General features: G+C 67.9%; 13 protein-coding genes. 6 read left to right on the forward strand and 7 right to left on the reverse strand.

Annotated elements, in window-relative coordinates; genetic code table 11:
* Window positions 1–340 precede the first annotated feature (340 nt).
* Genes dnaE2 through imuA form a run of 3 tightly spaced genes read right to left on the reverse strand, consistent with a single transcriptional unit; the run spans window position 341 to window position 5440 of the window.
* A complete protein-coding gene (gene dnaE2, locus LT948_RS00005) occupies window positions 341–3436 on the reverse strand; it encodes an error-prone DNA polymerase (RefSeq protein WP_103119329.1) in 3096 nt (1031 codons plus the stop codon).
* On the reverse strand, window positions 3412–4827 hold the full coding sequence (locus LT948_RS00010; protein WP_073656949.1) for a Y-family DNA polymerase: 1416 nt from the start codon (window positions 4825–4827) through the stop codon (window positions 3412–3414). The genes dnaE2 and LT948_RS00010 overlap by 25 nt, the downstream gene beginning before the upstream one ends.
* Window positions 4828–4834: 7 nt before the next feature.
* Complete coding sequence (gene imuA / locus LT948_RS00015; RefSeq protein ID WP_031627677.1) at window positions 4835–5440, reverse strand: translesion DNA synthesis-associated protein ImuA; 606 nt, start codon at window positions 5438–5440, stop codon at window positions 4835–4837.
* 250 nt (window positions 5441–5690) lie between these two features.
* Here imuA and pigA point away from each other — a divergent pair, with 250 nt between their 5' ends.
* A complete protein-coding gene (gene pigA, locus LT948_RS00020; RefSeq protein ID WP_003085321.1) occupies window positions 5691–6287 on the forward strand; it encodes a biliverdin-producing heme oxygenase PigA in 597 nt (198 codons plus the stop codon).
* Window positions 6288–6404: 117 nt separating this feature from the next.
* On the opposite strand, the gene LT948_RS00025 is transcribed toward pigA, so the two are convergent.
* Window positions 6405–6725 carry a hypothetical protein gene (locus LT948_RS00025; protein ID WP_003116538.1) on the reverse strand — a complete coding sequence of 107 codons (321 nt, stop codon included), beginning with the start codon at window positions 6723–6725 and terminating at the stop codon, window positions 6405–6407.
* A 165-nt stretch (window positions 6726–6890) separates the two neighbouring features.
* On the opposite strand from LT948_RS00025, the gene vreA reads away from it, so the two are divergent.
* The 3 genes from vreA to vreR all read left to right on the forward strand — a co-directional run bounded on the left by vreA (window position 6891) and on the right by vreR (window position 9178).
* The gene (gene vreA / locus LT948_RS00030) at window positions 6891–7607 is read left to right on the forward strand and encodes a TonB-dependent outer membrane receptor VreA (RefSeq protein WP_003120815.1); all 717 of its coding nucleotides are present in this window, start codon (window positions 6891–6893) and stop codon (window positions 7605–7607) included.
* The gene (gene vreI, locus LT948_RS00035) at window positions 7604–8149 is read left to right on the forward strand and encodes an RNA polymerase sigma factor VreI (RefSeq protein ID WP_073656950.1); all 546 of its coding nucleotides are present in this window, start codon (window positions 7604–7606) and stop codon (window positions 8147–8149) included. The genes vreA and vreI overlap by 4 nt, the downstream gene beginning before the upstream one ends.
* Window positions 8150–8218: 69 nt before the next feature.
* Window positions 8219–9178 (forward strand): anti-sigma factor VreR, encoded by a 960-nt coding sequence (gene vreR, locus LT948_RS00040; RefSeq protein WP_003141154.1) that lies wholly within the window; start codon window positions 8219–8221, stop codon window positions 9176–9178.
* Window positions 9179–9187: 9 nt separating this feature from the next.
* Here the strand turns inward: vreR and LT948_RS00045 are convergent, their stop codons facing one another.
* Both LT948_RS00045 and gspH read right to left on the reverse strand, forming a co-directional pair.
* Entirely contained in the window at window positions 9188–9829 is a 642-nt protein-coding gene (locus tag LT948_RS00045) for a PulJ/GspJ family protein (protein WP_073656951.1), read from the reverse strand.
* Complete coding sequence (gspH, locus tag LT948_RS00050) at window positions 9813–10262, reverse strand: type II secretion system minor pseudopilin GspH (RefSeq protein ID WP_003111910.1); 450 nt, start codon at window positions 10260–10262, stop codon at window positions 9813–9815. Before gspH ends, LT948_RS00045 begins: the two co-directional genes overlap by 17 nt.
* A gap of 147 nt (window positions 10263–10409) precedes the next feature.
* On the opposite strand from gspH, the gene LT948_RS00055 reads away from it, so the two are divergent.
* The gene (locus LT948_RS00055; protein WP_003085345.1) at window positions 10410–10841 is read left to right on the forward strand and encodes a type II secretion system protein N; all 432 of its coding nucleotides are present in this window, start codon (window positions 10410–10412) and stop codon (window positions 10839–10841) included.
* 2 nt (window positions 10842–10843) lie between these two features.
* On the opposite strand, the gene gspI is transcribed toward LT948_RS00055, so the two are convergent.
* Window positions 10844–11218: a type II secretion system minor pseudopilin GspI gene (gene gspI, locus LT948_RS00060; RefSeq protein WP_003085347.1), complete on the reverse strand. Its 375-nt coding sequence runs from the start codon at window positions 11216–11218 to the stop codon at window positions 10844–10846.
* Window positions 11219–11451: 233 nt separating this feature from the next.
* Here gspI and gspG point away from each other — a divergent pair, with 233 nt between their 5' ends.
* Window positions 11452–11901: a type II secretion system major pseudopilin GspG gene (gene gspG / locus LT948_RS00065; RefSeq protein WP_003085349.1), complete on the forward strand. Its 450-nt coding sequence runs from the start codon at window positions 11452–11454 to the stop codon at window positions 11899–11901.
* Window positions 11902–11903: the final 2 nt, after the last annotated feature.

Genomic DNA, 11903 nt, shown 5'->3' on the forward strand with positions numbered 1-11903 from the left:
CCCTGGTCAGCGATGACCAGGGGTTTTGCTTTTGCGCGCGGAAAAAGGCGTGCTTCCTGTTCACCTTGCCGAACCCCTCCTGGCATGTCCTCTTTCGCGTCTAGCGTAGCGAGAGTCCGGGCGGATCCGCATGGCGCTGGCGCTCTTGCGTTCGCCGTACCGATCCCGATCCGCGAGTTAGAGCCTCGCTTCGAGGAGAAAGACAAAAGGTGGCTTCCGATGAAGGGAATCGCTTGATTTACTGTATGAATAAACAGTATCTTGAGCGCTCCCCCCTTCGTGGCCATCCCTGTTGGCCATCCCAAGGCAGCTCGTCTCTCGAGCTGCCTTTTTCTTTGTCTCAATGGAAATCCCGGCTGCGGACGTCCAGGCCGGTGAGTAGAGGGCTCAGGTCATGCAGGCGCCCGGCGATGACGTGGCGCACCTCGCCGGAGGACTCCAGGATGCCCTCCACCTGCAGCAGCCGGGACTCGAGGAATGGCCGCCTCTGCCGTTCGGCAAGGTCGTGTCGGACCACCACGTTGACCATGCCGAACTCGTCTTCCAGGGTGATGAAGGTGATGCCGCTGGCGGTCTGTGGGCGCTGCCGGCCGACCACCAGGCCGGCGACCCGTATCGGTCGCCCATGTCCCAGTTTCGCCAGTTCGCGGGAGTCGCGGCAGCGGCGGGCCTTGAGCTGTCCACGCAAGAGTTTCAGCGGATGCGGGCCGAGGGTGGTGCCGAGGAGAGCGTAATCGCTCAGCAGTTCCTCGCCGCGCGAAGGCAGTGGCAGGCTGACCGTGCTCTCTTCGATGACGGTCCCTTCGGCGAACAGCGGCAATTGCGGCTCGACGCTGGCGACGGCCCAGCGCGCCTTGTGCCGGTGTCCGGCGAGACCGCGCAGGGCGCCGGCATCGGCCAGCAACTCCAGGGCCCGGGCGTCGAGCCTGACGCGTCGGCCGAGATCGTGCACGTCGAGGAACGGCTCGGCCTCCCGGACCTGCTCGATACGCCTGGCATCCTCCTCGCGAAAGCCTCGGATCATCCGCAGGCCAAGGCGTATGGCCGGTTGCGCCTGGCCAAACGACTCCAGGCTGCAATCCCAACCGCTGTGGCGGACATCCACCGGGCGTGTCTGCAGGGCGTGACGGCGGGCGTCCTGGAGCAACTGGTCGGGGCTGTAGAAGCCCATCGGCCAACTGTTGATCAAGGCGCAGGCGAAGGCCGCCGGCTCGTGACGTTTCAACCAACTGCTGGCGTAGGTGAGCAGGGCGAAGCTGGCGGCGTGGGATTCAGGGAAACCGTAGCTGCCGAAGCCTTTGATCTGCTCGAAGATGCGCGCTGCGAAGTCGGCCTCGTAGCCGTTGGCGAGCATGCCTCGGGTCAGCCGCTCGCGGTGGTGTTCCAGGCCGCCATGACGCTTCCAGGCGGCCATCGAGCGACGCAGTTCGTCCGCCTCGCCCGGTGTGTAGTCGGCGGCGACGATCGCCAGTTCCATGACCTGTTCCTGGAACAACGGGACGCCCAGGGTTCGTTCGAAGACTTCCTCCAGTTCGGCTGACGGATAGGCCACCGGCTCTTCTCCGTTTCGCCGGCGCAGGTAAGGATGCACCATGTCGCCCTGGATCGGCCCTGGGCGGACGATGGCGACCTGGATCACCAGGTCGTAGAACTTCTGCGGGCGCAGGCGTGGCAGCATGGCCATCTGGGCGCGCGACTCGATCTGGAACACGCCGATGGTATCGGCGCGGCTGATCATTTCGTAGGTAGCCGGGTCTTCGCTCGGGATACTGGCGATGCTCAACCGCTTGCCGCCGCGCAGCGCGTGGATCAGGTCGAAGCTGCGGCGCAGGGCGCTGAGCATGCCCAGGGCGAGGACGTCGACCTTGAGCAGGCCGACCGCGTCGAGATCGTCCTTGTCCCACTGGATCACCGTGCGTTCGGCCATGCTCGCATTCTCCACCGGGACCAGGGTGTCCAATGGCTGCTCGGAGATGACGAAGCCGCCGGGGTGCTGCGAGAGGTGGCGCGGAAAACCGATCAACTCGCCGGTCAGGGCCAGCACCCGGCGCAGGATCGGACTCTGCGGATCGAAGCCGGCCTCTTCCAGGCGTTCGGCGCTGGGGGCCTGGTCGCTCCAGCGGCCGCAGCAGTTGGCCAGGACGTTGACCTGCTCGGGCGGCAGACCCAGGGCCTTGGCTACGTCGCGCACCGCGCCGGCGCCGTGGTAGGTGCTGACCACCGCGGTCAGCGCCGCGCGCTGGCGTCCGTAGCGTGTGAAAACGTACTGGATGACCTCCTCGCGGCGCTCGTGTTCGAAATCCACGTCGATGTCCGGTGGTTCGTTGCGCTCGCGGGAAAGGAAGCGCTCGAACAGCAGGTTGGTCCGGTCCGGGTCCAACTCAGTGATGCCGAGGGCGAAGCACACTGCTGAATTGGCCGCCGAGCCGCGGCCCTGGCAAAGGATTTCCCGGCCCCGGGCGAAGGCGACGATGTCCTGCACGGTGAGGAAATAGCTTTCATAGCCCAGTTCGGCGATCAGCTCGAGTTCTCTCTCGATCTGCTTGCGGACCTTGGCGCTCGCGCCGTTCGGCCAGCGCCTGGCGATGCCCTGTTCGGTGAGATGGCGGAGCCATGACGCCGGGTCGTGTCCGGCCGGTACCAATTCGCGTGGATACTGGTATTTCAGCTGTTCCAGATCGAACCGGCAGCGTTCGGCGATCTTCAGGGTTTCCGCCAGCAGGGCTTGCGGGTAGATCCCCTGCAGGGCCTCCAGGGTGCGCAGGTGGCGTTCCCCGTTGGGGAAGAGATAGGCGCCGGCCTCGCTGACCGGCAGATGGTTGCGGATCGCTGTCATGCAGTCCCGCAGGGCTCGCCTGCCGCGGGCGTGCATGTGGACGTCGCCGCAGGCCACGGGCGGTAGCCGGAGATGCGAGGCGAGCGCGAGCAGTTTGTCCAGGCGGGCATCGTCATCGGCGCCGCGATGCAACTCGACGCCCAGCCAAAGGCGCTGGGGGAAGCGTTCGCGGAGCCAGGCAGCCTGCTCGTCCCCATGGTCGTTCGGCAACCAGATCGCCAACAGGCCGGCGAGCGGCTGTTGCAGGTCTTCGCGCAGCAGCCGGTAGTGGCCCTTGTCGGCTTGTCGCCGGCCGCGGGTGATGAGGCGACAGAGGTTCTGGTAGCCCTCCAGGTCCTCCGCCAGGAGGACCAGCTTGGGCCCCTGTTCGAGGCGGATTTCGCTGCCGACGATCAGTTGTACATGGTGCTCCCGCGCCGCCTGCCAGGCCCGCACGATACCGGCCAGGCTGCATTCGTCGGTGATCGCCAGGGCCCGATAGCCCAGGCGCGCTGCACGGGCGAAGAGTTCCGTGGCGCTGGAGGCGCCGCGCTGGAAGCTGAAGTTGGACAGGCAATGCAGTTCGGCGTAGGCGCTCATGCGAACCAGCCATGCAGCCACAGCGGCCCCTCGCTACCGACCTCGCGATAGACCCAGGCACGTTGTCCGCTGCGGGTTTCCACCAGGTAATAGTCGCGGCGGATGTCTTCGCCATCCCACCAGCCCGACTCGATCCGCTCCGGGCCGGTCAGCACGGTGGGCAAGGCCTCGCCGAGGAGGCGTGGCTCCGCCAGCAGCCAGCCGGGTCGGAGGCCGCAGGCTGCCGGCGATTGCGCCCTGTCGCAGCTGTGCGGCCGCCAGCTTCGCTCCGGACGGTGTTCGGCGACGGCGCTCAGGCCCTGTACCGCCTCGTCGCCCAGTCGTGCGCGCAGGCGTTCCCGCAACTGTTCCCAGCCGAGATACTGCTGTGGGCGCTCGTCGAACAGTTCGCGGTGCTGCGGCGTGAAAGGAGGCAGCTCGCGGGCCTCCAGGCGCACGGCATGCACGGGGGCGGGCAGTTGCAGCTGTTCGAGACGGCCGCGGGTCAGTTCGAAGAGCATCGCCGCCTCGCGTTCGGCGCTGAGCAGGCCGACCGTGACCTGGCTGTCGGCGCGCCCGTGATGCTCTAGATGCAGGGTGAAGCGCTGCACGCCGCTGTCGCGTCCGGCGAGAAAGGCGGCGAGATCGGCGCTCAGCCGTCGCAGGGGGAAGAGCAGGGCCTGGTGCGATTCCACGTCGAAATTGAGTTCGATGCGCAGGTCGAAGGTGTCCGGCGGCCGGTAGTGCTCCAGCGCCAGTGGGCTGCGGCCGCAGAGGCGGTCGATGTGCAACAGCAGTTCGGCCGGGAAGCGACGGGCCAGGGCGGCGCGCGGCAACTCGAGGACCTGGCGCAGATGGCGCAGTCCCATGCGTCCGAGGGCGACGGCCAGCTCCCGCGAGAGTCCCATGCGGTCCAGCGGAAGGGCGGACAACTGGCGTTGCAGCGCTGTCTCGTCCTCGATGGCCAGGCCGTCGTGGCTGTTCGCCAGGACCCTCGCCGCCACCGGGTTCGGCGCCAGGCACAGGCGATGGCGGAAGCCCAGCGCCGTGAGTTCCTTGCGCAAGCGGGCCTCGAAGCGTGGCCAGGGGCCGAACAGGGCAAGGCTGGACTGCACTTCCAGCAGCAGCGCGCGCGGATAGTGCAGGCTGACCTGCGAGCTGAAACCGTAGGCCCAGGCGGCGAGGAAGGCCTGCCAGCGCTCCACGGCGGCGAGGTCGTATTCCGCCGTGGCGAAGTCCCGGCTCAGGGCCTGGGCGGCTATCAGCGATTGACCGGGCCTCAGGCCGAGCGCGCGTGCCGCTGGGTTGACCGCCTGCAACTGCCGGCGCTGCGCTGGGCCGCCGAGCAGCGCCAGCGGTGCGTCGGGATTGTTCCGTTGACGCAGCGCGCTGTCCATGGCCAGTTGCGGCAGGAGAATGCAAGCCCAGAGCATGGCCGCCTCATTGCCAGGCGCTGGCTGGCAGGGCGGTCGCCGGCGCGAGGCCGCCCCGGCACTTGAGGATGCGCAGGCGTGGGGGGCGGGTTTCGATGCACAGGCGTAGCGCTGCCGGCGAAGGGTTGACCGCTTCGCGCAGGGGACGATAGGCGAAACCCAGGGCCTGGCCGCTTTCGGCGGCGACCTGGAGGCGGCGCAGGGCGCGGTCGTCGGCCTGTTGCGGCCAACACAGCACAGCGGCGCAACTGCCCGAGCGCAGGCACTGTTCGGCAGCCCACAAGGCGTCGCGTCCGCTGGCCTGCAAGAGGACCAGGTGGCGCAGGTCGACCGCGGCGGCCAGCCAGGCCTGCGGATAGGGTACGTAGGGTGCGCCGACCAGGACGACGCGACGTTGCGCCTGGGTCAGGCGAGCGAGGGTCGGCATCAGTAGTTGCAGTTCGCCGACACCGTCGCGGGCATGGAGGATTTCGCTCAGGGCATGCTCCGGCCAACCGCCGCCGGGCAGCAGTGCGTCCAGGCGCGCATGCCCGGTGGGCAGGGAAGCGCCGGCCGGCACGGCGGACTGGCCTTTCCAGATCCTACGTGCGTCGAGCAGCGCACTCAGCGCTATGCCATTGCCTCGTCCGGCGACGGCTGCGGGTGGGGTGATGTCGGCTACGGATGAAAGGGAGGCCAAGGAAATAACTCGAATACTGTATGTAAATACAGTATTTGCTGTAGTCCTTTTCTGGTCAATGGCAGTCGGTCGGCATCCTTTCCTGTGACATTGAGATTCAATAACGAATATAATTGAGAATCGTTATTAATCCTGGGCACGCTATGTCGGCCCAGTGCGTTCCGTCCCTCGAAAGGAATTCCCTATGGATACCCTGGCCCCTGAATCCACTCGGCAAAACCTGCGTTCGCAACGCCTCAACCTGCTGACCAACGAGCCGCACCAGCGCCTGGAGAGCCTGGTGAAGAGCAAGGAACCCTTCGCCAGCCGGGACAATTTCGCCCGCTTCGTCGCCGCCCAGTACCTCTTCCAGCATGACCTGGAGCCGCTTTATCGCAACGAAGCGCTGGCCCGCCTGTTCCCCGGCCTGGCTTCCCGCGCCCGCGACGACGCCGCTCGTGCAGACCTGGCGGACCTCGGCCATCCGGTGCCGGAGGGCGACCAGAGCGTGCGCGAGGCCGACCTGAGCCTGGCCGAGGCACTGGGCTGGCTGTTCGTTTCCGAAGGTTCGAAGCTGGGCGCTGCGTTCCTGTTCAAGAAAGCCGCCGCGCTCGAACTCGACGAGAACTTCGGCGCCCGCCATCTGGCCGAGCCGGAAGGCGGCCGCGCGCAAGGCTGGAAGAGCTTCGTGGCGATCCTCGACGGCATCGAGCTGAACGAGGAGGAAGAGCGCCTGGCCGCCAAGGGCGCCAGCGATGCCTTCAATCGTTTCGGCGACCTGCTGGAGCGTACCTTCGCCTGAGGGGCGTTCCTTGTCCTTTGATCGGCGGCCAACCTCGCCGACGACGATTGCCCCGGCCTGGTTGCCGGGGTTTTCTGTCTTGCGCCGCCGGCCAGGAACGCGGACCTGCGGAGGCCCTTAGCGAGGCGGCCGCTGCGCTTCCACTGAGTTGCCGAACGAGGTGCCCAGGCGAATGCGCGTCGCCGATTGGTTGTACAGGCCGAGCTGGTTTGGCGGACGCCGGACGATGGCGGCGGAATCCAGCTCCTGTTCGCGGCGGGCCCTGGCCGCGCTGTCAGGATCGGCCATCTGCTGGCTCAGGCATTCATAGGACAAAGCCTGGTAGCCGTTGACCTCGGTGTTGATGCAGTTCGCCGGCGGCGTCGGCTCGTCGGCCAGGGTGGCGTTCATGGCCAGGCCCAGGATCAGGGCCGGCAGAACCTGCGATGAACGGTGCATGGCGATTCTCCCGCGCTGGGATGGTGGTTTCCCGCTTATACGGCAATCGGTGAAAACATGTCACCGCAGGTACCGTCACACCACAGTCACACAGTGCCATCAGGATGTCCCTCCTGGGTGATGGCCATCTGGCCTGAACCGGGTAGTTCGGACTGGAATCCGTTGATGTCGATCCTCGGGGTGGCAAGGTCGTGCGCAGTGTCGTTGCTCGGTCTCGGCATGCTGCTGCCGGCGTCCGGCGCCGTGCCGGGCGATGGCGGCAGGCCGCCGTTGCGCCTGGCGGTGCACGCGTTCGATATTCCTCCGCAGAGCCTGGCATCGGCGCTGGTGACCTACAGCGGGGTGACGGGAATGGCGGTTCTGGTGGATGGCGAACTGGCCCGTGGACGGCGCTCGGCCCGCTTGCAGGGGCGCTTCACCGCCAGCGACGCCCTGACCCGACTGCTCGGCGGAACCGGCCTGATGGCGCGCTACACCAGCCAGGAAGCGTTCACCCTGCTGCCGGCGCAGGCCGTCAGGAACGCTGCGCCGCTGCCGGCAGAGATGCCGAAGGTCGAGCAGCCGCTGGATCGGCGCTACGCGGGAGCGGTCCAGGCGGCGCTGGAAGAACAGTTGTGCCGGTCGCCGCGCACTCGTCCGGGTACCTATCGCGCGGTGCTGCAACTCTGGATCGGTCGCTTCGGCGAGGTTCGCCACAGTCGCCTGCTCGGCTCGACCGGCGACCCGCAGCGGGACAGCGCCTTGGTGGAAAGCCTGCGCGGCGTGCGGGTGATGCAGGCGACGCCCGCTACGCTGGCCCAGCCGCTGACCATCCTGTTGCTGCCGAAGACGACGGGCAAGGCCATGGAATGCAAGCTGACGGAGGGAGTGGGAGGGTCATGAGCGATTCGCGGCAAAGCGCGATGGTGAGGCTGTTCCTCGCCTCCTACGACGACTTCAAGGCGCGCCTGAAACGGCGCCTGGGCTCCGAGGACCTGGCGTGCGACGTGCTGCACGAAACCTACCTGAGAGTCGACCGGCTGGATGATGCCCTGGAGGTCAAGAAGCCCCAGGCCTACCTGTTCCGCATTGCCCTGAACATTGCCGCCGACCGCCGCGAGGGCGACGCCCGCCTGCTCACCGGGGAGGAGGTGGCGGAACTGTTGCAGGTGGCCGACGAAGGCCTCGACCCGGAGCGCATCGTCGGCGGTCACGCCGAGATCCGTCGCCTGCTGGAGGCGCTCTGCGAACTGCCGGCGCGGCGTCGGCAGATTCTCATCGCCTCGCGCCTGGAAGAGACGCCGCATGCGGAAATCTCCCGTCGCTTCGGCATTTCCACCCGCACCGTGGAGAAGGAACTCAAGGCCGCCCTGTGGTTCTGCGCGGAGCGCCTGGAAAGAAAAGTCATCCAGAGGTTCGGTCCCGGGGCCGGAAAACCGTCATAAGCATAAGCAGGTGGAAAACCGCCGCCATATCCATCCCATGAGCCATTCCGGTGTCCGTACAGCACAGTCATGACAGCCTCAGACTCCGCCGCCGATGAAACCGGCGACCTTCGCCACGAAGCGCACGCCTGGGTGATCAGCCTGACCTCCGGACGCGTCACCCAGGGCGACGCGCGGGCCTTCCGCCAGTGGTGTGCGCGCAGCCCGCAACACCTGCGAGCGTTCGTCGAGGCGCGCGATCTCTGGCAGGCACTCGGCAGTGCCGCCGCTCTGCCGCTGGAGTCGCCGGCCGTGGCGCAGATCGCGCCGAGGCGTTTCGGTCGTCGCTGGTTCGTCGGCGGTGCGCTGGCCGCCTCGGTGGCGTTGTTCGTCTTGCGCCCGTCGCTGCTCGACCATGGCCTGGGCGGCGCCGACTACGTCACGGCGGTCGGCGAGCAACGCCAGGTGCAGGTGAGCGGCGAGACGCGGATCGAGATGAACACCCGCACCCGCCTGAACGTGCGGCGCAATCAAGAGCAGCAGGAAACCATCGAACTGCTCGGCGGCGAGGCCGAGATCATCGCCAGCCACCCGCCGCAGAGCAGCCTGCGGGTGATGGCCGGGAGCGCCTGGCTGAGCGCCAGCCGGGCCCGCTTCAACGTGCGCAGCAGCGGTGACGTCTGCGTGGTGACCTGCCTGGAGGGCAGCGTGCGGCTCGAACACCTCGGCCAGCGCCTGGACCTCCAGGCCGGCCAGCAGCTGACCTTCGACGAGCGACGCAACGGTCCGCCGGTGCCTTTCGACGTTGCCGAGGTGATGGCCTGGCGCGAGCGCATGCTGGTGTTCAACGACGTACCGTTGGCCACGGTGATCGACGAAATCAACCGCTACCGTCCCGGCATGCTCCTGCTGCTGGACAAGGCCCTTGGCCGACGCCGGGTCCAGGCCCGTTTCAGCCTCGATCAACTGGCCGACGTGGCGACCCTGATCCGCGATGCCTATGGCATCGAGGTCACCCGCCTGCCGGGCGGGGTGGTGCTGCTCGGCTGAGCCACCGCTTCATTGTAGGGCCACCACCCGTCGATAGCGCTCCACGCCGTTGCGGGTGACCCGCGCCAGGCTGATCTCCAGTCCGCTGGCGCGGACTTTGCTGCGTGCCGGCAGGCGCGTCCAGCCCTTTCCCGGCACCCAGGCACGGATCTCGAACCGACTCACGTCGTCCAGCACAGCCACCCGCTCCGCCAGCGGCGGCAACGGCAGGCGGTCGCCGCTGGGCGAGGCGGCGCGGTAGAGGATCTTGCCCTGTCGCCACCAGCGCACGCGCTGCAGCGGCGCGCCTGGCTCGGTACTGGCGCGGACGATGTCCAGGCGCAATGGAATCTCGCTCAGGCGCTTCAGTGCGAGTCCGGGCGGCAGGCTGTCGCCGGCCCGGATCGGCTCGTCGCCGCTGGGCAGGCCGGTCTCCTCCCGGATGGCGCTGTGCAGGGCGATGTCGCGCTCCAGCTGGTTCAGCGCGCGCAGTAGCGCGGCGCCCTGCTCGGTGCTGTCCTCCAGGTGCGCGCTGGCCCGGGCGATGCTGTCCAGGCCGCGCCAGGCCATCAGGTTGACGATGGCCATGAGCATGATCGCGACCATCACCTCGATCAGGGTGAAGCCGGCTTGCCGGCGCCGCGTCGTCGCGCGTTCAGTGTACCCGGACATGGCCGTTCGCCTCGCGCAGCACGGTGACGCTGTGTTGGCCGTCGGAGAGCGTTATCCGCAACGGCGCGCCGATCCATTCGGCGTCCAGCAACACCGGTCGCGGCGGGCGCACGCTGACCCGCAGCGGCGCGGCCTGCCAATCGCGCGCGCGCAATTCGGTGTCGGCGGCGAAGGCGTCGGTCTTGCCGCGATAGGCCTGCGGGCTGAAGCGATAGCCCTTGGCGCTGGGCTGCCAGAGGATCGGCGTACCGCGTACCCGCGCTTCGCCCTGGGCTATTTCCAGCAACCGCGCCAGGCGCGCGGCATCCTGGCGCAGCAGACCCGTCGGGTCGGGGCGGGCGCTCAGGCTGATGGCCGCCGTGGCGATGCCGACGATTACCAGCACCACCATCAGTTCGATCAGGGTGAAACCGCCTTGCCGGGGTCGCCTCACCGGATGCCGCTCCGCGAAGAGAGAGGTTTCCAGAGTGCCCGACGAAGATGATCGGCGTGTGAAACATAACGGAGAGAATTCCGCGCTAGGCTGGTGCCGGGGCGCCGTTCGTGGCGCCCGTCGCCCATACGCCAGGAGAGCCCCGCCATGCCGGCCATGCCCCGTATCGATCCGCCCCGCCTGGTCCAGTTCGCCGCCGTGCTGGCGATCCTCGCCGGCCTGCTGTTCTGGGGCTATCTGTTGCTGGCGCCGATTCCCGGCGTGGTCCAGGCCGAGGTCGCCGACGTTCCGCCGCCCAGCGGCGAGGACGCCGCTCAACGCTGGTTCGCGGCGCCTTCCGGTGAGGTCGAGGTGCAACTGGCGGGATTGATCAGCGGTGGTCCCGCGGCGATCGCCATCCTCTCGGTGAACGGCGCGCCGGCCCAGGCCTATCGCGAGGGCGAGGTCCTGGCACGTGCGGCGAAGGTGCGGCGGATCGAGGCCGACGCGGTGCTCATCGAGCAGAACGGCGAGGTTCGCCGGGTGCCCATGCAGCGGCTCGCCGAACCGCCGCCGCTGGCTACCCTCAAGCGCGGTTGAGATCACCGGGAGCGGCTCAGCAGGGTGTTCAGGCGCGCCAGCGGCACCGCCTGTTCGCGCTGCGTGCGCACACGGATTTCCACCCAGAGTAGCGCGGGGTCGTCGGTGGCCTCGACGCGTTGTTCGCAGTACAACCGCAGGCGGCCCTGGGAGCATTCGAAATCGCTGTTTCCCGGAGCCGCGCCGACGCCCAGGCGTAGCTCGGCGAGCCGGCTCTCCGCTGCCAGCAGGGCCAGCGACTTGTCGCGCAACAGACCATTGCCGTCGGTCATCAGGCCCACCGCGCGGATCGCCGCGGCCAGGGCGATGGCGACGATGGCCAGCGCGACCAGCACTTCGATCAGGGTGAAACCGCGGGAAGACAGGCGCGTGGACATCGCGGGAAGGTCGGCGAAAGGGGACCTCCAGGCTAGCCGGGAAATCTGACCGATCCCTGACAAAAGCTCGGGAGGGCGCTCCCGCGAGCCATCCCCGGCGCCTGCCGGAAAGCCCGGCTCCAGGGCCTTGCGGGCGCCTCCGGAAGAGCGGCGCACCCGAGGATTTTCAATATCGTTGACATATCTTCCTGAAACAATCCGCGGCGAATCGAACCATGCCGAGGAGTGTCGAGATGGATGTCGTGCAGTTCAGCTCCAGCCCGAAAGGACATCGGGGACAGCGGGGCTTCACCCTGATCGAGATCATGGTGGTGGTGGTGATCCTCGGCATCCTCGCCGCGATGGTGGTGCCCAAGGTGCTCGACCGTCCCGACCAGGCCCGCGCCACCGCGGCGCGCCAGGACATCTCCGGGCTGATGCAGGCGCTCAAGCTCTATCGCCTCGACCAGGGCCGCTATCCGAGCCAGGCGCAGGGCTTGAAGGTGCTCGCGGAGCGCCCTGCCGATGCCTCGGCGAGCAACTGGCGCTCGTACCTGGAGCGCCTGCCCAACGATCCCTGGGGCAAGCCCTACCAGTACCTGAATCCCGGCGTGAACGGCGAGATCGACGTGTTCTCCCTCGGCGCCGACGGGCAGCCGGGCGGCGAGGGTATCAACGCCGACATCGGCTCCTGGCAGCTCTGAGC

The organism is Pseudomonas sp. CP-1 (genome assembly GCF_021213715.1).
In the GTDB taxonomy this organism is placed as follows: domain Bacteria; phylum Pseudomonadota; class Gammaproteobacteria; order Pseudomonadales; family Pseudomonadaceae; genus Pseudomonas; species Pseudomonas aeruginosa.

Coding starts and splice junctions, on each gene's coding strand:
- LT948_RS00010 (WP_073656949.1), bottom strand. CDS start 4,827: ATGCTCTGGGCTTGCATTCTCCTGCCGCAACTGGCCATGGACAGCGCG.
- pigA (WP_003085321.1), top strand. CDS start 5,691: ATGGATACCCTGGCCCCTGAATCCACTCGGCAAAACCTGCGTTCGCAA.
- LT948_RS00025 (WP_003116538.1), bottom strand. CDS start 6,725: ATGCACCGTTCATCGCAGGTTCTGCCGGCCCTGATCCTGGGCCTGGCC.
- vreA (WP_003120815.1), top strand. CDS start 6,891: ATGTCGATCCTCGGGGTGGCAAGGTCGTGCGCAGTGTCGTTGCTCGGT.
- vreI (WP_073656950.1), top strand. CDS start 7,604: ATGAGCGATTCGCGGCAAAGCGCGATGGTGAGGCTGTTCCTCGCCTCC.
- vreR (WP_003141154.1), top strand. CDS start 8,219: ATGACAGCCTCAGACTCCGCCGCCGATGAAACCGGCGACCTTCGCCAC.
- LT948_RS00045 (WP_073656951.1), bottom strand. CDS start 9,829: ATGTCCGGGTACACTGAACGCGCGACGACGCGGCGCCGGCAAGCCGGC.
- LT948_RS00055 (WP_003085345.1), top strand. CDS start 10,410: ATGCCGGCCATGCCCCGTATCGATCCGCCCCGCCTGGTCCAGTTCGCC.
- gspI (WP_003085347.1), bottom strand. CDS start 11,218: ATGTCCACGCGCCTGTCTTCCCGCGGTTTCACCCTGATCGAAGTGCTG.
- gspG (WP_003085349.1), top strand. CDS start 11,452: ATGGATGTCGTGCAGTTCAGCTCCAGCCCGAAAGGACATCGGGGACAG.